A 17,059-nucleotide genomic window follows, 5' to 3' on the forward strand; every position below is an offset into this window, starting at 1 on the left:
CAAAGAATGCTTCCTGCCACGCGTAAGGAGAGCCATGAAACGTCTGACACTGCCTCTGTTGTTGTTGATTTCCCCTGCCTCACAGGCGAACTGGTCGCTGCAAGGCTTCCCCGACTTTTCTGAGACGTCCTCAGGAATTCTCATCACTCACGCCACCTTACCAAAAGGCCAGCGCACGCTTGAACTTCTTCAGGATAATCAATGCTGGCAGCCTGCAGATGAGGTGAAACTTAACGTCATGCTCTCGCTGCAACCGTGCGCGAGCAAAGCGGCGGTGAACTGGCGACAATTTCGCGCAGGTGATTATCAGGTACGGATCGATACACGCAGCGGCACGCCGACCCTTCAGTTGAGTCTTAATACCCCGCCGGAAACGGTCGCTGAAGTGACGCAAACCTGCCCGCGCTGGAACGGAAAACCGCTTTCTGTGGACGTCTCTTCGACGTTTTCCGAAGGTGAAACAGTACGTGATTTTTATTCCGGCCAGACTGCGACGGTTAACAAGGGGCACATACAAATGATGCCGGCTCCGGCCAGCGGCGGTTTGCTATTACTGGAACCGGCTGCGGATAAAAAACCGGCTGCCTTTAGCTGGCAAAACGCCACGGTGTATTTCGTACTGACCGACCGTTTCGAGAACGGCAATCCGGCCAACGATCACAGCTATGGGCGCCACAGCGACGGATTACAGGAAATCGGCACATTCCACGGCGGCGATCTGGCTGGCCTGACAAATAAACTGGATTATCTGCAACGACTGGGGGTCAACGCCCTGTGGTTAAGCTCACCGCTGGAGCAGATCCACGGCTGGGTCGGCGGAGGCACCAAAGGCGATTTTCCGCATTATGCTTATCACGGCTATTTCACGCTCGACTGGACAAAACTCGATGCCAATATGGGCACCGCCAAAGAGTTGCATCAGCTGGTGAGCGAAGCGCACAAACGGGGGATCCGCATTCTGTTTGACGTGGTCATTAATCACACCGGCTACGCCACGCTGGCCGATATGCAGACTTACCAGTTCGGATCGCTGTATCTGAAAGGTGATGAAATCGGAAAAACGCTGGGTCAAAACTGGACCGACTGGACACCAGGTCCCGGCCAGAACTGGCACAGTTTTAATGATTATATTAATTTCGGCGACAAAGAGGGCTGGAACTCATGGTGGGGCAAAAAATGGATCCGCACCGATATCGGCGATTATGATTCGCCGGGATATGACGATCTCACCATGTCGCTGGCGTTTCTGCCTGATATCAAAACCGAATCAAAAGAAGCCAGCGGGTTACCGGTTTTTTACCGACATAAGTCTGACACCGCCGCGAAAGAAATCCCCGGCGCAACGCCGCGCGATTATCTGGTGACGTGGCTCAGCCAGTGGGTCCGTGATTACGGCATTGACGGGTTCCGCGTCGATACCGCTAAACATGTCGAAAAACCGACGCTGGCACTGCTGAAAGCACGTTCTGTCGAGGCGCTGAAAGAGTGGAAAGCGGCTAATCCTGAACTGGCACTTGACGATGCACCGTTCTGGATGACCGGGGAAGCCTGGGGTCATGGTGTGATGAAAAGTGATTATTACGACAATGGTTTCGATGCGATGATCAACTTTGATTTTCAGGATCAGGCCGCGGCCGCGCTGAGTTGCTTCGCCAGCATCGATGCGACTTATCAGCAAATGGCAGAAAAAATGCAGGACTTCAACGTGCTGAGCTATCTCTCTTCACATGATACCCGGCTGTTTTTCGACGTTGACGCGAAAGGCGCGCTGCCTTTACAGCAGCGGGCAGCAGATTTGTTGCTGCTGGCGCCGGGTGCAGTGCAGATTTACTACGGCGATGAAAGCGGGCGCGCATTTGGTCCGACGGGATCGGATCCTTTGCAGGGAACGCGTTCTGACATGAACTGGAATGAGCTGAGCGGCGCGAAGCAGACCCTGCTGACGCACTGGCAAAAACTGGGAAAATTCAGGCAACAACATGTCGCTCTCGGCGCGGGCGTTCAGACATCGCAGCACACACCAGACTATTACGCATTCAGCCGCAAAAAAGGGAATGATAAAGTGATGGTGGTTTGGACGGGAGAGTTGGAAAAATAGCAGTGAATAAATGGCCTCGCGATAAAAACGAGGCCCTTTATCATTCATCAATGCCCGTCGAATGAAACCAGACTGTAGCAGTTGATGTTCAGGGAATTCAGGCGTTTTTCTCCGCCTAATTCCGGCAGATTGATGATGAACGCGGCATCGGTCACTTCTCCACCCAGACGGCGGATCAGTTTCGCAGTGGCTTCAATAGTGCCACCCGTTGCCAGCAGATCGTCGATCACCAGAATTTTTTCGCCCGGCGCAATCGCATCAACGTGGATTTCCAGGCTGTCAGTGCCGTATTCCAGATCATAGGTTTCGCTGATGGTTTCACGCGGTAATTTGCCCGGTTTGCGCACGGGAACAAAACCCACGCCCAGAACCAATGCCACCGGGGCGCCGAACAGGAAACCGCGTGCTTCGGTGCCAACCACTTTGGTCACACCGGCATCGCGATAACGATCGGCCAGTAATTTAATGCTTTCAGCGTAAGCTTTCGGGTCTTCCAGCAAACTGGTGACGTCGCGAAACAGTATGCCTGGCTTAGGATAGTCAGGGATGGTTTTGATACTGTCTTTAATTAACTGAAGCTGCTGTGCGGTAGCGGTCATAATGTCATTGCCTGATATAGCTGCTGTTCATACTTAAACGCGGGCGGTCAAATGTCCCCCGTCATGCCTGATATAAAGCATGTCGTCTAAGGAAGGAAATTGGGAGCGCACCGACGTACGAGATGCCCAAATCTATGCAAAGCCGCCTTAAAAAGCAACCCGCAGCCGGACATGATCGCCTTTTTTATTGCTCAAGGTCAACCACTGGTAATCGCCACATCATGATCAGCAACGTAAACATCATGCAGAGCAATAAAATACGCACCCATAATAACGGAACGAAATAGATCGAAACGGCGAACGTCACCACAATCAGCACCACCGCTTTCGATTTAGCGCCTTTTGGTAATGCGCGATACTGTTGCCAGTGGCGCAGATAACTGCCAAACCACGAACGGTGCAGCAGCCAGTGGTGAAAACGCGGCGATGAGCGGGCGAAGCACCAGGCGGCCAGCAACAGAAATGGCGTTGTGGGCAAAAGCGGCAGCACAACACCCAGCGTTGCTAATACCACGCAAATCCAGCCAAGAATGATCAGTAGTACGCGTTTCATTCAATTCCTTTTAATTCGGATAAACCACGGCAAGTATTCCTCTGGCCAGTGTAAACTGACGCAGCAACACTGTCATATTTGCCGGACGCGTCATCAATGGAGATTTCCCGTGAGCACAGAACGAATTTTACATGTCCTTGATCAGCAGATTGAAACACTGTCGCGGGAAATCGAACCGATTGGCCACGTCTCCGCCACGCAGGCGCGGTTTGATATCGCCCTATTCTCCACTAAAGGCACACGTCTGCGGGATTATCTGGCAGAGATAAAAAATAATCTGCGCCAGCTCAATCAGGAAGTGGTGGAAAAGCGTTCCGCGCAGGTGGCATTTATCGCTGAACGGCTGGTGGCGCAAATCACCGCCATGCAGCGTGAACTCGCCACGCAAACGCTGCGCAAAACACATCAGACACCGGAGCGTAAGAGCCATGATAATTACACCCGACTGGCGGAAACGCAGCAGTTTGAGCGTCGGCTGATCGCCATGATTGAAGACCGGGAAACCACACTCGGGCAACTGGCGACGTTCAGCGATCAGCAACGTGTACAGAAGGAACTGGCCGCGTTAGAAGGACGACTTATGCGTTGTCGTCAGGCGCTGGCGAAAATCGAAAGGCAGATTGAACGGCAGGAAAAAGGTTTTTGAATCTTTATCACATTTTTTGAATCCAGCGTGCTTCGTTGACCTTTTCTTATCTATAATGATAAGTCCAAAACCTGCTAATTATAATGTTGGCCAATATGTCAGTAGAAAATGCGCCTCCCGAACTTCAGCTTGCTGTTGATTTGATTTACCTGCTCGAGTGCAACGAGATTGCGCCTGAAACCGCCCTTGCCGCACTGGAAATTGTGCAGCGCGATTATCAGGAAAAGCTGAAAAACAATAAAAGTTCGCTTTCCATCAGTTATCTGTAAGCTCGTCAGCCTGCATTAATGGCTGCCGGAGGAAATATCAGGGGATTTCATCGTTTTCCCCTGATATGAAAATCATCCTCAGCCTTGCGTCACCGCGTCCGGTTCATCTCCTGGCTGTCTCAGCACCCGCTTCACTTCCTGAACTTCACTTCCGTCCTGATTATGCAGATACACTTCCAGCTGATTAAAGGCGATATTAATGTCGTTTTCGCGGCAGAGTTTATCGATACTGCGGTTGAGTTCATCGACGGTGTAACTGCGGTCTCCCAGCTCGCGGACATACACACGCAATTCATGATCGAGCGTGCTTGCGCCAAAATTGAGGAAGAAGACCAGCGGCGACGGATCGTTCATCACCCGCGGATTATCATGCGCCGCCTGCAATAAAATCTCTTTCACTTTGTCGAGATCCGAACCATACGCCACGCCAATTTTGATCAGCACGCGGGTCACGGTATCTGTCAGCGACCAGTTGATCAGCCGCTCAGTCACGAAAGCTTTATTAGGAATGATCACTTCTTTGCGGTCGAAATCGGTGATGGTCGTTGCACGAATGCGGATGCGGCTGACAGTGCCTGAGAATGAGCCAATGGTGACGGTATCGCCGATGCGCACCGGGCGCTCAAACAGAATAATCAGACCCGACACGAAGTTGGCGAAGATTTCCTGCAAGCCGAACCCGAGCCCGACCGACAGCGCCGCCACCAGCCATTGCAATTTATCCCACGACACGCCCAACGATCCGAGGGCCGTCACGGCACCGATCACCGTGATCGAATAGGTCAGGATCGTGGTGATCGCATACGATGTCCCCTGCCGCAGTTGCAGCCGCGAGAGAACCACCACTTCCAGCAATCCCGGTAAGTTGCGCGTGAGGACATAGGCCACAATCACCGCCAGGAATCCGAGCAGTAAATTTCCCAGCGTGACGGTTTGCTGCGTCACCGTGCCCGCCACCGTGCCGGAGTAATGCCACAGCGAAATACTGTCGAGATAGGAAATCACCGTCAGCAAATCCGACCAAATCCAGTAGAAAACTGTCGCGAAAATAAAGAACAGCACCATAGTCGTCAGGCGCAGCGACTGCTGGTTGATCTGATCCAACCCCAGTGGCGGTTCCTCGACCGGTTCACTGCCTTCCACTCCGTCTTTGGTCGCTGCCGTCTGACGTCGCGCCAGCGCACGCCGGTAAGCCAGCCGTCGCGCAGCCACGCTCAGACCGCGCAGCGCGGTGAGATAGGTGATGTTCCAGAAAATAAGCAGATACAGGCTGTCAATCCAGCGACCAGCCAGCCGCAGCGTGGTGTAGAAGTAACCGGTAACCATCAGGCCAATCAAAAATACGGGAGCCAGCGCAATGGCGGTCACTACCACCAGACGAATATTGTGCGAATCTTTTTCGCGCCAGCCATCGCGCGCAATCGGGAAGACCAGCACGGTCAGCGCGGTGAGCGTCAGTAAAATCACCACCTGCCCAATAATGTCATCCACCAGCCCGAGCGGCGCTTTCTCACCGCGTACCGACCAGAAGATCAGCGGCAGCATCACCAGACTCAGGCGGATCACCGAGCGGCGATAATGCGCACAGGTGGTCGCCGGCGTATTGAAATGGCGTTCGTTGATGCCTCCCGGTTTGAGGATACGGTAACAGAACCCCATTACCAGCTGGAATACCGCCAGCCGCTGAGAAAGCGTCCATAAAAAGTCGCTCAGTTCGATATCACACTGCGAGAACCAGTAGCCAACGCCCAGCATCAGCAGGACTCCCGGCAGAACGTTGAGCACCATCAAGAGCAAAGCCTGCGGTGTGTGTAGCTGGCTGTCACGCTTGAGCTGCCCGACGTCATTGCTCAGGCTTTCTATCCGCTGGTTAATGTATTTTTTACGCCACAGTAAGAGAAGAATGACCACCAGCAGCGGGACGGTCACCGGCAGGGAATGAATCGCCCCGAGCATCAGTTCGCCGCGCGGAAGATTAATGCTTAGGCTGCTCAGCTGGCTTTTAACGTCATCGGGCAGGGATTTAATGAAATCCCAGTTCATTGGTTTGTTGCTACTCACCCAAAAAATCTGCTGGGTCAGCGTTTCGGTCAGGGACTGGTTGATGCTTTGCAACTGTTGCTGGTTGATCTGCAAGTTGATCGCCAGAGACAGCTGATTGCCGAGCTGTTTATTCAGCTGATCGAGCAGCTCACGGCGCATATCCACAATTTGATCCAGCGCGTCGCTGATGTCGTCATTAATGGTTTCTTTGCTGTTAGTCACTACGCCCTGAATGTAGCTGTCACCCTGAAACAACGCATCTCGCTGCTGGTTGATGGTGAACTGCTCAAGACGTAAATCTGCAATTCGCGTGCTCATATCGGTGATAAGGCCAGAAGGCGGAATGGTATTTTGCTGCTGCTGATACAAAATACGGGAAAGCAACAGACTGCCCTTGAGCACGGTGATCTGCTCTTTCAGGTCATGCTCTGACTGCGCAGAGCGATCTAACCAGTTTTTCACCGTGATATTTTTCTGCACCAGCTGATTGCCTTCTTCCGTCGCGGCAATCAGGCGTTCACTCAGCTTGCGGTTGATCCCCAGTTCCTGCGCCACCAGCGGATCATTCTGGATACTGGACGTGTCGTCTGGGGTCTGCGCCTCCTTTGCCGTGCGCTCAGAGAGGATCAAGCGTTTGCCGTTGACCACTTCCTGCAACAGCTGGGCCGTGTGCTCCAGCTGATTGATGTGAGCGTTGGTGTAATCACGCTGTTTTTGCAGTAAATCCTGCAACGTGGTGTTGGCTTCCAGACTTTTGCGTTGTAAATCGATTTGCGCATTCAGTAACGCTTGCTGGGTCACCAGCATGGTTTGCTGAGTAGTGCGTAAATCCTGCTGCCCTGGCGACATTCCGTTGAGCTCATTGCGGATTTTCTGGATACCCAGTGAATAGGTATACATCGCGTTCTGGACACGCTCCGGCTGGGTTTGTAGCGAAATCAACTGCGTATTGAACGTCGAGAGGTCTTCCTGTGAGGACTGAAGGTCGTCGAGGGTATCGTTGAGGCGATTTTCGAGCTGACGCAGGGAAAGCGCGGAAAGCTGGGCTTTGTTGACGTCGTCTTTAGTGCTGTTTTTCAGCTGTTCAAGCCCGTCTATTGCCGCGCGCAGTTTTTGGGGTGCCTCGGTGACCTGCTGATGCAGTTGCGTGGCGTCCTGCCTGACCCGATCGAGCGCATCAAGGTACTCCAGCGTGTGGATTAAATCCTGTTGCGACAGTTTATCGACCGGCGTGAGATTTTTTTGCCGGTTAAAGGTATCGAGCTGGTTTTGCACTTCATTGCGGGTCGGGACATCATTACTGCCCGCATAAGAAGGAAGAGAGACAAGTAAAAGTGCGAGACATATCACGAGTGTATAAATTCGTAATATCCCATTTTTTGTCAGGGTTAACATGCTGTCAGAAGGTACGGCCAGAAACCGGTTAAACATACGTGAGCTTCAACTCATTTACCGAATGAATAGTATGGTGACGACAATAGCAGCCTTCCGGCTTAAAGAAAGAGGAAAAGCGTTTCTGAATACAACATGCAATTGTTTATTTTATCCGCACAACGCTCCATAAACATTGCAGGCTTATTGTTTTTGTCTGGGAATATTATTGAGACTTTAGAGCGGCGGAAAGGAAGGAGGAATGGCGGAGCATATCGATGTAAGTGTCAACAAATTTCCCAGCATTGGCTTCTAAATCAAAGCTTTCGGGGATGAATAACCAGTTTTCCATCAGGCCGGTCAGGTAGGCGCGCAGAATAATAGCAGCCTGACGGGTATCGAGTGTGGCGGGCAATTGTTTTTCTTCTATACAACGCAGCAGAATACGCTCGATTTTGCCGTATCCTTCCATATATAGCGATTTTCGGGCTTCGTGGACGGATGTCATCTCCCCAACAAATTCACATTTATGGAATATAATCTCCATCAGTGCTTTACGTTGTGTATCGGTGACCGTAGAAACAAGAATGTAAATTAAGATTTCACGTAAAATACGCAGTGGATTATTAGGAAACTTTGTCTGATACTCTACTTCGAGCACTTTTACCCGGGATTCGTAGGCTTCCCAGATCGCATTAAAAAGTTCTACTTTGTTTTTGAAATGCCAATAAATTGCGCCCCGCGTCACACCGGCTGCATTTGCAATATCAGTCAGTGATGTCGACGATACCCCACGGGCCGAAAACTCTCGCACAGCAGCATCCAGTATCTGTTGTCTGGTTTCCAGCGCCTGCGATTTGGTTTTTCGTGCCATAGGTTTATCTTTCAGGGGAGTTTGATTTACATACATTCTTGAATGTATGTAACATAGCACGCACATACTATAAGCGCAGCAATGGATTTGGAATGTTGTGATCCATTGGACAATTTGAAATCGGACACTTGAGGTTTATTTATGAACAAAAACAGAGGGTTAACGCCTCTGGCGGTAGTTCTGATGCTATCCGGAAGCTTAGCACTTACAGGATGTAACGATAAAGAAGCTCAACAAGGTGCGCCACATGCTCCGCAGGTTGGCGTCGTTACCCTGAAAACTGAACCGCTAAATGTGACTACCGAACTTCCTGGTCGTACTGCTGCTTTCCGCATCGCTGAAGTACGTCCGCAGGTTGGCGGCATCATTCTGAAACGCAACTTCGTTGAAGGCAGCGAAATCAAAGCCGGGACCTCTTTATATCAAATTGATCCAGCCACTTATCAGGCCGCGTATGACAGCGCTAAAGGCGATCTGGTAAAAGCTCAGGCCAACGCACAGATTTCCCGCGTGACCGTGAATCGCTACAAACCTCTTCTCGGCACTAACTACATCAGTAAGCAGGATTACGACACCGCTGTCGCTACCGCTGCGCAGGCTGATGCTGCGGTCGTCAGCTCTAAAGCGGCTGTTGAAACAGCGCGTATCAATCTCGCATACACCAAAGTCACCTCCCCTATCAGCGGACGTATTGGTATTTCGTCTGTGACTGAAGGTGCGCTGGTGTCGAACGGTCAGGCCACTGCATTGGCCACCGTGCAACAACTCGATCCTATCTACGTTGACGTGACTCAGTCGAGTAACGACTTCCTGCGTCTGAAGCAGGAACTGGCTGACGGTTCACTGAAACAAGCCAACGGCAAAGCACAAGTCAAACTGCTGATGGACAACGGTAAGGAATATTCACAGGCAGGTACATTAGAATTCTCTGATGTGACTGTTGATGAAACCACCGGCTCTATTACGTTACGTGCCATCTTCCCGAATCCAAATGACTCACTGCTGCCAGGAATGTTTGTGCGCGCACGTCTGGATGAAGGCGTAAACAACGACGCTCTGCTGGTTCCTCAGCAAGGTATCACCCGTAACCCACGCGGTGATGCCACGGCGATGGTAGTTGGCGCTGACAATAAAGTTGAGTTTCGTACCGTCACCACAACGCAAGCCATCGGCGACAAGTGGGTCGTGACCGATGGCCTGAAAAGTGGCGATAAAGTCATCGTGACAGGTCTGCAAAAAATTAAGCCCGGCGTACAGGTTACTGCACAGGAAATTGATCAAAAAGCAGCTGCATCCGATACAGCGACGAAGTCTTAATAGGAGCCGGTAATTCATGGCTAAGTTTTTTATAGATCGTCCCATCTTTGCATGGGTGATCGCCATCATCATCATGTTGGCAGGGGCATTAGCAATTCTTAAATTGCCTATCGCACAGTATCCAACGGTTGCGCCACCGGCTATCCAGCTGACCGCAACTTATCCGGGCGCCGATGCGCAGACGGTGCAGGATACGGTGACCCAGGTTATCGAACAGAACATGAACGGTATCGACAACATGATGTACATGTCGTCGACCAGTGATTCTTCAGGTACTGTCCAGATCACCATCACGTTTGCTTCCGGTACCGATGCGGATATCGCACAGGTTCAGGTGCAGAACAAACTGCAGCTGGCAACACCGTTGCTGCCGCAGGAAGTTCAGCAGCAGGGTATCTCCGTTGAGAAATCGAGCAGCAGCTTCCTTATGGTCGCAGGCTTTATTTCCAATAACGGCACCATGACACAGGATGATATCGCCGACTACGTGGGTTCTAACATCAAAGACCCGGTCAGCCGTACTTCAGGTGTGGGTGACGTTCAGCTGTTCGGTGCTCAGTACGCGATGCGTATCTGGATGGATCCGAACAAACTGAATAATTTCCAGCTGACGCCGGTTGATGTCATCAATGCGATTAAAATCCAGAACAACCAGATTGCAGCGGGTCAGCTCGGTGGTACACCTCCGGTCCCTGGTCAGCAGCTGAACTCCTCTATTGTGGCGCAGACCCGTCTGAAGTCCGCTGATGAGTTCGGTAAAATCATTCTGAAAGTCAATCAGGACGGCTCTCAGGTTCGCCTGAAAGACGTGGCAAAAATTGAACTGGGTGGTGAAAACTACGACGTTATCGCTCGCTTCAACGGACAACCGGCATCAGGTTTGGGTATCAAACTGGCAACCGGCGCGAACGCCCTTGATACCGCAGCATCGGTCAAGTCAACGCTCGCCAAACTTCAGCCGTTCTTCCCGGCCGGCTTAGAAGTGGTTTATCCGTATGACACCACGCCGTTCGTTAAAATCTCGATTAAAGAAGTAGGTAAAACGCTGTTCGAGGCCATCGTCCTGGTATTCCTGGTAATGTTCTTGTTCCTGCAAAACTTCCGCGCAACGCTTATCCCGACGATTGCCGTGCCGGTGGTATTGCTCGGTACCTTTGCCGTCCTTTCTGCGTTTGGCTATTCGATAAACACCCTGACGATGTTCGGGATGGTGCTCGCGATAGGCTTGCTCGTCGATGACGCCATTGTCGTCGTCGAGAACGTAGAGCGCGTGATGGTCGAAGACGGCCTGCCACCGAAAGAAGCCACCAAGAAATCCATGGAGCAGATCCAGGGTGCATTGGTGGGCATCGCGATGGTGCTGTCTGCCGTATTCATCCCGATGGCGTTCTTCGGCGGTTCGACCGGCGTTATCTATCGTCAGTTCTCCATCACCATCGTTTCAGCCATGGTGCTGTCAGTTCTGGTGGCGATGATCCTGACGCCAGCCCTGTGTGCGACCATGCTTAAACCGATTGCCAAAGGTGAGCATCACGAGAAGAAAGGTTTCTTTGGCTGGTTTAACAAGAAATTTGAGCAAAGCACGCACCACTACACCGACAGCGTAGGCAACATTCTGCGCAGCACCGGTCGTTATCTGGTGATTTATCTGCTGATCGTTGTTGGCATGGCATTCCTGTTTATCCGCCTGCCAACCTCCTTCCTGCCGGAAGAAGACCAGGGTGTATTCCTGACCATGGCGCAGTTGCCAGCAGGTGCGACCCAGGAACGTACGCAGAAAGTGCTCGATGAAGTCAGCAACTACTATCTGACCAAAGAAAAGGCCAACGTAAACTCTGTGTTTACCGTTAACGGCTTTGGCTTTGCGGGTCGTGGTCAGAACACCGGTATCGCATTCGTCAGTCTGAAAGACTGGTCTGAGCGTAGCGGTGCTGAAAACAAAGTTCCTGCGATTGCAGGCCGCGCAATGGGCGCGTTCAGCACCATTAAAGATGCACTAGTGTTCCCGTTCAACTTACCCGCCATTGTTGAATTGGGTACGGCCACAGGCTTCGACTTCCAGCTGATTGACCAGGCTAACCTTGGGCATGACAAACTGACGCAGGCACGTAACCAGTTACTGGGCATGATTGCTCAGCATCCGGACTTGCTGACTCAGGTGCGTCCAAACGGTCTGGAAGATACGCCACAGTTCAAAATCGAAATTGATCAGGAAAAAGCAACCGCACTTGGCGTTTCTATTTCCGATATCAACACTACGTTAGGTGCATCGATTGGTGGTAGCTACGTCAACGACTTCATCGACCGTGGTCGCGTGAAGAAAGTGTACGTACAAGCTGAAAACAAGTACCGCATGTTGCCTTCAGACATCAACAATCTGTACGTCCGCGGCAGCGCGGGTCAGATGGTGCCGTTCTCCGCGTTCTCGAGCGCGAAATGGGAATACGGTTCACCGCGTCTGGAACGTTACAACGGTCTGCCATCGATGGAAATCCTGGGTCAGCCGGCACCGGGCAAGAGTAGTGGTGATGCAATGGCGATGATGGAGTCTCTGGCTTCCAAACTCCCAAGTGGCATCGGCTATGACTGGACGGGTCTGTCTTATCAGGAACGTTTGTCAGGCAACCAGGCTCCGGCTCTGTATGCTATCTCGTTGATCGTGGTCTTCCTGTGTCTGGCTGCGTTGTATGAGAGCTGGTCGATACCGTTCTCCGTTATGCTGGTTGTGCCACTCGGGGTTGTCGGTGCGCTTCTGGCGGCAACGATGCGCGGTCTGAGTAACGACGTTTACTTCCAGGTGGGCCTGTTAACCACCATCGGGCTATCAGCGAAGAACGCCATATTGATTGTCGAATTTGCCAAAGATCTGATGGATAAAGAAGGTAAAGGGCTGATCGAATCGACGCTGGAAGCAGTCCGTATGCGTCTGCGTCCGATTCTGATGACCTCACTGGCCTTTATCCTCGGTGTTATGCCGTTGGTTATCAGCTCCGGTGCAGGTTCCGGTTCTCAGAACGCCGTAGGTACCGGCGTGATGGGCGGGATGATCACCGCAACGCTGTTGGCGATCTTCTTTGTTCCGGTCTTCTTCGTGGTGGTTCGTCGCCGCTTCGGTAAGAAGAACGAGGATATTGAACACACCCATAAAGTAGAGCATCCGACGTTATAACCGGATCCCCTACCCTGACGAAAGGCCGCTGATGCGGCCTTTTTTTTTCGTCTGAACCTTGAACATGAAGTAAGATGGGTGCATAATTATTGTTATAGTATAACATAACACTTAGAGGCATTATGAAACCCGTTATCCATCCTGCTTATCGCACCGTTGTATTTCACGACACCAGCGCTAACGAGTACTTCAAGGTCGGTTCAACAATATCCACTGACCGCACCATTGAGCTGGAAGGCGTGACTTTCCCGTATATCACTATTGAAGTGTCTTCAGCCTCGCATCCGTATTACACCGGCAAGCAAAAAGAGTACTCAAAAGAAGGCAGCACCGCGCGCTTCAACCAGCGTTTCGGCAGCTTCCTCGGTAAGAAATAAACAACATCAGGGAGAAGTGTTATGCAGGTTCTGAGTTCATTACGTTCGGCGAAAAAACGCCATCCGGATTGCCGCGTAGTCCGCCGTAAAGGCCGGATCTATGTAATTTGTAAAAGTAATCCGCGCTTTAAAGCCGTTCAGGGTAAGAAGAAAAAACGCTGAGTCTTTTTCTTCACGGCCTGACTGGCTTAAAAAACAAAAGCCCCGTCGCTTGCCCAACGGGGCTTTTTCTTATGCAAAGACATGATGTAAATCTCCCCACGGCAGTGCCGTGAGGAGGGAAAATCTTATTTCATGCTGGCGACAATCGTCTCAACGTTATGCTTAAACGCTTTCACGTAAGTCGTTGCCGGGCCTTGCGGGCCAGACAATGCTTCCGGATACAACTCTCCGCCCGGTTGCGCACCACTGGCAGCGGCAATCTGTTTCACCAGACGCGGATCGGTTTGATTTTCAATGAAGTAGGTTTTTACCTTCTGTTCTTTAATCTGCTTAATCAGAGATGCCACACCACTCGCGCTGGCCTCGGCTTCGGTCGAGAAGCCGACTGGCGCCATAAAACTCACATGATATTCCTGGCCGAAATAGCCAAACGCGTCATGACTGGTCAACACTTTGCGTTTCGACTGAGGAATGCCGGTGAACTCGGTTTTAGCCCATGCATCCAGTTTTTGCAGTTTCTCAATGTACGCCGTGCCGCGCTGACGGAAATAATCAGCATCTTCGGGATCTGCTTTGATCAACGCATTCATTACATTGGTCGCGTAAATCACCCCGTTTGCCATGCTGTTCCACGCATGGGGATCGGTGATTTGCTTGCCGTCTTCTTCCATTTTGCGTGAGTTTACGCCTTCCGACGCGGTCACCAGATGCCCTTTATAACCGGACGCAGTGACCAGACGATCGATCCAACCTTCCAGCCCTAAACCGCTGACGAAGACGACATCAGAGGCGTTAATCGCTTTGCTATCCTTTGGTGAAGGTTCAAAACTGTGCGGATCGCCGTCCGGGCCGACCAGCGTCGTCACCCTGACGTGCTCGCCACCCACCTCCTGAACAATATCACCGAGAATCGAAAAGCTGGCCACCGCGTCCACGGTTTTAGCCATTGCCAGCGGGCTCGACAGCAGGGCAGCTACTGCGAGTGATACAGGTAGTACTTTCATCATGTCCCCTTAATTATCGTACGACTTTTACATTGTGTGACTGCTTAACATCGCGAGGCGGTTAACATCCCGCCACGCTTTCCAAATAAAACTGAAATAAAGAAAATGACGGTCGCGCTGAGCACAATCGCCGGGCCTGCCGGCAGCGAGGCGTAATACGACCAGATAAGTCCGACGACGCTGGAGATAACGCCGATAATCATCGCGCTCAGCAAGGTGTGGGGTAAATCACGGGCCCAGAAACGTGCGCTGGCTGCGGGCAACATCAACAGCCCGACAGACATCAGCGTGCCAAGGATCTGGAAACCGGCAACCAGATTAATCACCACCAAAGCCAGGAAAATACCGTGGATCGCCGCCAGCCATTTACCGGCACTTACTCGCAGAAAGAGCGAGTCAAAAGACTCAATTACCAGCGCACGATAAATACAGGCCAGCATCAGCAATGACACACTGCTGATGATCCCAACCATGATCATCGCCGAAGAATCGATAGCGAGAATGGAGCCAAACAAAACATGCAGGAGATCGACGCTCGAACCGCGCAGCGAAACCAGCGTAACGCCCAGCGCGAGCGAGCCGAGATAAAAACCGGCAAAGCTGGCATCTTCTTTCAACTGCGTTTTGCGACTCACCAGCCCTGACAACATCGCAACCGCCAGCCCGGCGATAAAACCGCCAATTCCCATCGCTACCAGAGACATGCCTGAAATCAGATAGCCGATCGCAGCTCCAGGTAAAACAGCGTGGGACAGCGCATCACCGACCAGACTCATTCGCCGTAACAGAAGAAAAACACCCAAAGGAGTAGCGCTGATCGATAACGCAATACAGGCGATCAGCGCGCGGCGCATGAAGCCAAATTCAATAAAGGGGTCGGCCAGCAAATGGAAAAGCATCATGAATTTGCTACTCCCGCCGCCATTGAAAAGGGTTCTGACGAAACACAGGCATGCGCCGGGTGAGGAAAGTGGCTCAGCACGTCGTGTGCACTTCCCCACTGATTGTGTTGGCTACTGAGGTAAAGCACCTGTGGAAAGTGCCGTGCGACCATTGAGATATCATGCAACACCGCAATGACGGTCTTGCCTTCCCGGTGCCATTGCGCGATGACCTTAAGAAGTAATTCGGTTGTCTGGCTGTCGATGCCGGTAAATGGCTCATCAAGCATGATGAGCGGCGCCTGCTGGACCAGTAAACGGGCGAATAACGTGCGTTGCAGCTGCCCGCCGGACAGCGAACCCACTGGGAAATTCGCCATTTGCGTCATCCCTACCGTCTCCAGTGCCTGTGCCACATTCGCCGCTGACTGGCGATTAATGCCGCCAAATAAACCACTTTGCGGCCAGCATCCCATCGCCACAATATCGAACACGCTGATAGGAAAACTGCGATCCAGTTCAGCCTGCTGCGGTAAATACGCCAGACTCGGGCGCTTGCCTTCGCTGAAGGCGATATCACCGGTGACGGCCTGTTGCAGCCCCGCAAGTGTTTTCAGAAACGTTGATTTTCCGGCGCCGTTGGCACCAATCACCGCCGTTAACGATCCAGACAAAAATCTTCCGCTCAGCGGCATCGCGACCGCGCGACGGTCATAGCCGACTTCAACATTGTTAACAAAAATCATGGTAGTGAAATCGCCCAGTAAATCGCGGCCCAGAGCACAACGAGTGCGGCCAGTACACCAATGCTGCGTACTGGCGAAGAAATCGTAAACAGTGTTTTGGTCATAGCCCCTCCAAATAGTTATAATATAACATCACACAAGGGGATTTTTATCAATACATAAACTGTTTCAGTTTCTTAACGACGTCACAGAGCGCCCTAACTGTCAGAAAAGGGTAAAAATTGATGTGCGTATCATAAAACCTATGAAAATCAAATCACTACATGCCCGGACAGTGCGAAATTTTTTTCGTACTTAAAACACATAATCCAGAAAGTATGTAATAATGAAAGGACAGGGCTTAAGAGGAAATTACCCATGCTGAAAATGATCCCCAGCGATATTTATGGGAAAAATCCGTCTGTCAAAGAGTTACAAGAGATTATCCAACGTTCTTTATCTGAAATTGAACAACCTTTAATTGGCGATTTATCTTATTTTTCAGAAAATGCCCGTTATGAGCCGAATTCTTTGCAAATTGTGTCGATAACTCAAACAGACACAAACCAATATTCAATGAGTTACCGATACAAGTGGACGATTTTTAATGGTTGTCTGGACATTAATGCGGATGAGTTTACGACGCAAAATGTCACATTCACGGTCAGGCCAGAAGGCCTTGAGTTTGATATTATTGATACGTCCCGAGGAACCACTGCAGACGAATTGTAAGTTTGAGTAATACGTTTGCGCAGCGTTCTAAAAATGAATTATATTTAAACTGTTAACTGTATAATAATCCCTGGTAAAACCTCCTTCAGATACCGGTTTATTGTAATTGTTACTGATGTTTAACTGAGTTTGTGATGTTTGCAGTTCATAGAATTTGTAGTGAGAGCTGTTTCCTGTAAGCCATTAAGTTTTGTTGTTTACTCACAGAGTGTTATCAACACCGAATAAACCATTACGGA

General features: G+C 51.1%; 15 protein-coding genes. 8 read left to right on the forward strand and 7 right to left on the reverse strand.

The annotated features are described in order from the left end of the window. Window positions 1-34 precede the first annotated feature (34 nt). Window positions 35-2,098, forward strand: a complete 2,064-nt coding sequence (locus AC0Z7K_RS13670; protein ID WP_485614885.1) for an alpha-amylase — start codon at window positions 35-37, stop codon at window positions 2,096-2,098. Between the two features lie 47 nt (window positions 2,099-2,145). Here the strand turns inward: AC0Z7K_RS13670 and apt are convergent, their stop codons facing one another. Both apt and AC0Z7K_RS13680 read right to left on the reverse strand, forming a co-directional pair. Then, window positions 2,146-2,697: an adenine phosphoribosyltransferase gene (gene apt / locus AC0Z7K_RS13675; RefSeq protein ID WP_413528099.1), complete on the reverse strand. Its 552-nt coding sequence runs from the start codon at window positions 2,695-2,697 to the stop codon at window positions 2,146-2,148. Window positions 2,698-2,881: 184 nt separating this feature from the next. Next, window positions 2,882-3,250 carry a DUF454 family protein gene (locus AC0Z7K_RS13680; RefSeq protein WP_485614886.1) on the reverse strand — a complete coding sequence of 123 codons (369 nt, stop codon included), beginning with the start codon at window positions 3,248-3,250 and terminating at the stop codon, window positions 2,882-2,884. A gap of 109 nt (window positions 3,251-3,359) precedes the next feature. Here AC0Z7K_RS13680 and priC point away from each other — a divergent pair, with 109 nt between their 5' ends. Next, window positions 3,360-3,896: a primosomal replication protein PriC gene (priC, locus tag AC0Z7K_RS13685; RefSeq protein ID WP_112168669.1), complete on the forward strand. Its 537-nt coding sequence runs from the start codon at window positions 3,360-3,362 to the stop codon at window positions 3,894-3,896. A 95-nt stretch (window positions 3,897-3,991) separates the two neighbouring features. After that, window positions 3,992-4,165, forward strand: a complete 174-nt coding sequence (gene rsmS / locus AC0Z7K_RS13690) for a pleiotropic regulatory protein RsmS (protein WP_413528096.1) — start codon at window positions 3,992-3,994, stop codon at window positions 4,163-4,165. Window positions 4,166-4,243: 78 nt separating this feature from the next. Here the strand turns inward: rsmS and mscK are convergent, their stop codons facing one another. After that, window positions 4,244-7,639: a mechanosensitive channel MscK gene (gene mscK / locus AC0Z7K_RS13695; protein ID WP_485614888.1), complete on the reverse strand. Its 3,396-nt coding sequence runs from the start codon at window positions 7,637-7,639 to the stop codon at window positions 4,244-4,246. A gap of 166 nt (window positions 7,640-7,805) precedes the next feature. Then, complete coding sequence (gene acrR / locus AC0Z7K_RS13700; RefSeq protein WP_413528094.1) at window positions 7,806-8,453, reverse strand: multidrug efflux transporter transcriptional repressor AcrR; 648 nt, start codon at window positions 8,451-8,453, stop codon at window positions 7,806-7,808. A 141-nt stretch (window positions 8,454-8,594) separates the two neighbouring features. Between acrR and AC0Z7K_RS13705 the strand changes: the two genes are divergently transcribed. From AC0Z7K_RS13705 to ykgO, 4 genes are all read left to right on the forward strand, one after another. Then, window positions 8,595-9,770 carry an efflux RND transporter periplasmic adaptor subunit gene (locus tag AC0Z7K_RS13705; protein WP_485614889.1) on the forward strand — a complete coding sequence of 392 codons (1,176 nt, stop codon included), beginning with the start codon at window positions 8,595-8,597 and terminating at the stop codon, window positions 9,768-9,770. Window positions 9,771-9,786: 16 nt separating this feature from the next. Next, window positions 9,787-12,939 (forward strand): multidrug efflux RND transporter permease subunit AcrB, encoded by a 3,153-nt coding sequence (acrB, locus tag AC0Z7K_RS13710; RefSeq protein WP_413528092.1) that lies wholly within the window; start codon window positions 9,787-9,789, stop codon window positions 12,937-12,939. Between the two features lie 122 nt (window positions 12,940-13,061). Further along, on the forward strand, window positions 13,062-13,316 hold the full coding sequence (locus tag AC0Z7K_RS13715) for a type B 50S ribosomal protein L31 (protein WP_485614891.1): 255 nt from the start codon (window positions 13,062-13,064) through the stop codon (window positions 13,314-13,316). Between the two features lie 21 nt (window positions 13,317-13,337). Next, window positions 13,338-13,478, forward strand: a complete 141-nt coding sequence (ykgO, locus tag AC0Z7K_RS13720; protein ID WP_015698299.1) for a type B 50S ribosomal protein L36 — start codon at window positions 13,338-13,340, stop codon at window positions 13,476-13,478. Between the two features lie 125 nt (window positions 13,479-13,603). On the opposite strand, the gene AC0Z7K_RS13725 is transcribed toward ykgO, so the two are convergent. The 3 genes from AC0Z7K_RS13725 to AC0Z7K_RS13735 are packed head-to-tail and all read right to left on the reverse strand — an operon-like array spanning window position 13,604 to window position 16,109. Further along, window positions 13,604-14,482, reverse strand: a complete 879-nt coding sequence (locus AC0Z7K_RS13725; RefSeq protein ID WP_485614893.1) for a metal ABC transporter substrate-binding protein — start codon at window positions 14,480-14,482, stop codon at window positions 13,604-13,606. Between the two features lie 44 nt (window positions 14,483-14,526). Beyond that, complete coding sequence (locus AC0Z7K_RS13730) at window positions 14,527-15,384, reverse strand: metal ABC transporter permease (protein WP_485614894.1); 858 nt, start codon at window positions 15,382-15,384, stop codon at window positions 14,527-14,529. Then, window positions 15,381-16,109: a metal ABC transporter ATP-binding protein gene (locus tag AC0Z7K_RS13735; protein ID WP_485614895.1), complete on the reverse strand. Its 729-nt coding sequence runs from the start codon at window positions 16,107-16,109 to the stop codon at window positions 15,381-15,383. The genes AC0Z7K_RS13730 and AC0Z7K_RS13735 overlap by 4 nt, the downstream gene beginning before the upstream one ends. A gap of 357 nt (window positions 16,110-16,466) precedes the next feature. Between AC0Z7K_RS13735 and AC0Z7K_RS13740 the strand changes: the two genes are divergently transcribed. After that, entirely contained in the window at window positions 16,467-16,820 is a 354-nt protein-coding gene (locus AC0Z7K_RS13740) for a hypothetical protein (protein WP_485614896.1), read from the forward strand. The last annotated feature ends 239 nt before the right edge of the window (window positions 16,821-17,059 follow it).

The sequence above is a fragment of the Rahnella sp. 1L-D-7-B-C2 genome, from assembly GCF_057290995.1.

What these genes read in the sequence shown, in the direction of transcription:
- AC0Z7K_RS13740 (WP_485614896.1), top strand. Translation starts at nt 16,467, where the DNA reads ATGCTGAAAATGATCCCCAGCGATATTTATGGGAAAAATCCGTCTGTC.
- AC0Z7K_RS13725 (WP_485614893.1), bottom strand. Translation starts at nt 14,482, where the DNA reads ATGAAAGTACTACCTGTATCACTCGCAGTAGCTGCCCTGCTGTCGAGC.
- AC0Z7K_RS13705 (WP_485614889.1), top strand. Translation starts at nt 8,595, where the DNA reads ATGAACAAAAACAGAGGGTTAACGCCTCTGGCGGTAGTTCTGATGCTA.
- AC0Z7K_RS13715 (WP_485614891.1), top strand. Translation starts at nt 13,062, where the DNA reads ATGAAACCCGTTATCCATCCTGCTTATCGCACCGTTGTATTTCACGAC.
- mscK (WP_485614888.1), bottom strand. Translation starts at nt 7,639, where the DNA reads ATGTTTAACCGGTTTCTGGCCGTACCTTCTGACAGCATGTTAACCCTG.
- rsmS (WP_413528096.1), top strand. Translation starts at nt 3,992, where the DNA reads ATGTCAGTAGAAAATGCGCCTCCCGAACTTCAGCTTGCTGTTGATTTG.
- apt (WP_413528099.1), bottom strand. Translation starts at nt 2,697, where the DNA reads ATGACCGCTACCGCACAGCAGCTTCAGTTAATTAAAGACAGTATCAAA.
- ykgO (WP_015698299.1), top strand. Translation starts at nt 13,338, where the DNA reads ATGCAGGTTCTGAGTTCATTACGTTCGGCGAAAAAACGCCATCCGGAT.
- AC0Z7K_RS13730 (WP_485614894.1), bottom strand. Translation starts at nt 15,384, where the DNA reads ATGATGCTTTTCCATTTGCTGGCCGACCCCTTTATTGAATTTGGCTTC.
- acrB (WP_413528092.1), top strand. Translation starts at nt 9,787, where the DNA reads ATGGCTAAGTTTTTTATAGATCGTCCCATCTTTGCATGGGTGATCGCC.
- AC0Z7K_RS13670 (WP_485614885.1), top strand. Translation starts at nt 35, where the DNA reads ATGAAACGTCTGACACTGCCTCTGTTGTTGTTGATTTCCCCTGCCTCA.
- acrR (WP_413528094.1), bottom strand. Translation starts at nt 8,453, where the DNA reads ATGGCACGAAAAACCAAATCGCAGGCGCTGGAAACCAGACAACAGATA.
- AC0Z7K_RS13735 (WP_485614895.1), bottom strand. Translation starts at nt 16,109, where the DNA reads ATGATTTTTGTTAACAATGTTGAAGTCGGCTATGACCGTCGCGCGGTC.
- AC0Z7K_RS13680 (WP_485614886.1), bottom strand. Translation starts at nt 3,250, where the DNA reads ATGAAACGCGTACTACTGATCATTCTTGGCTGGATTTGCGTGGTATTA.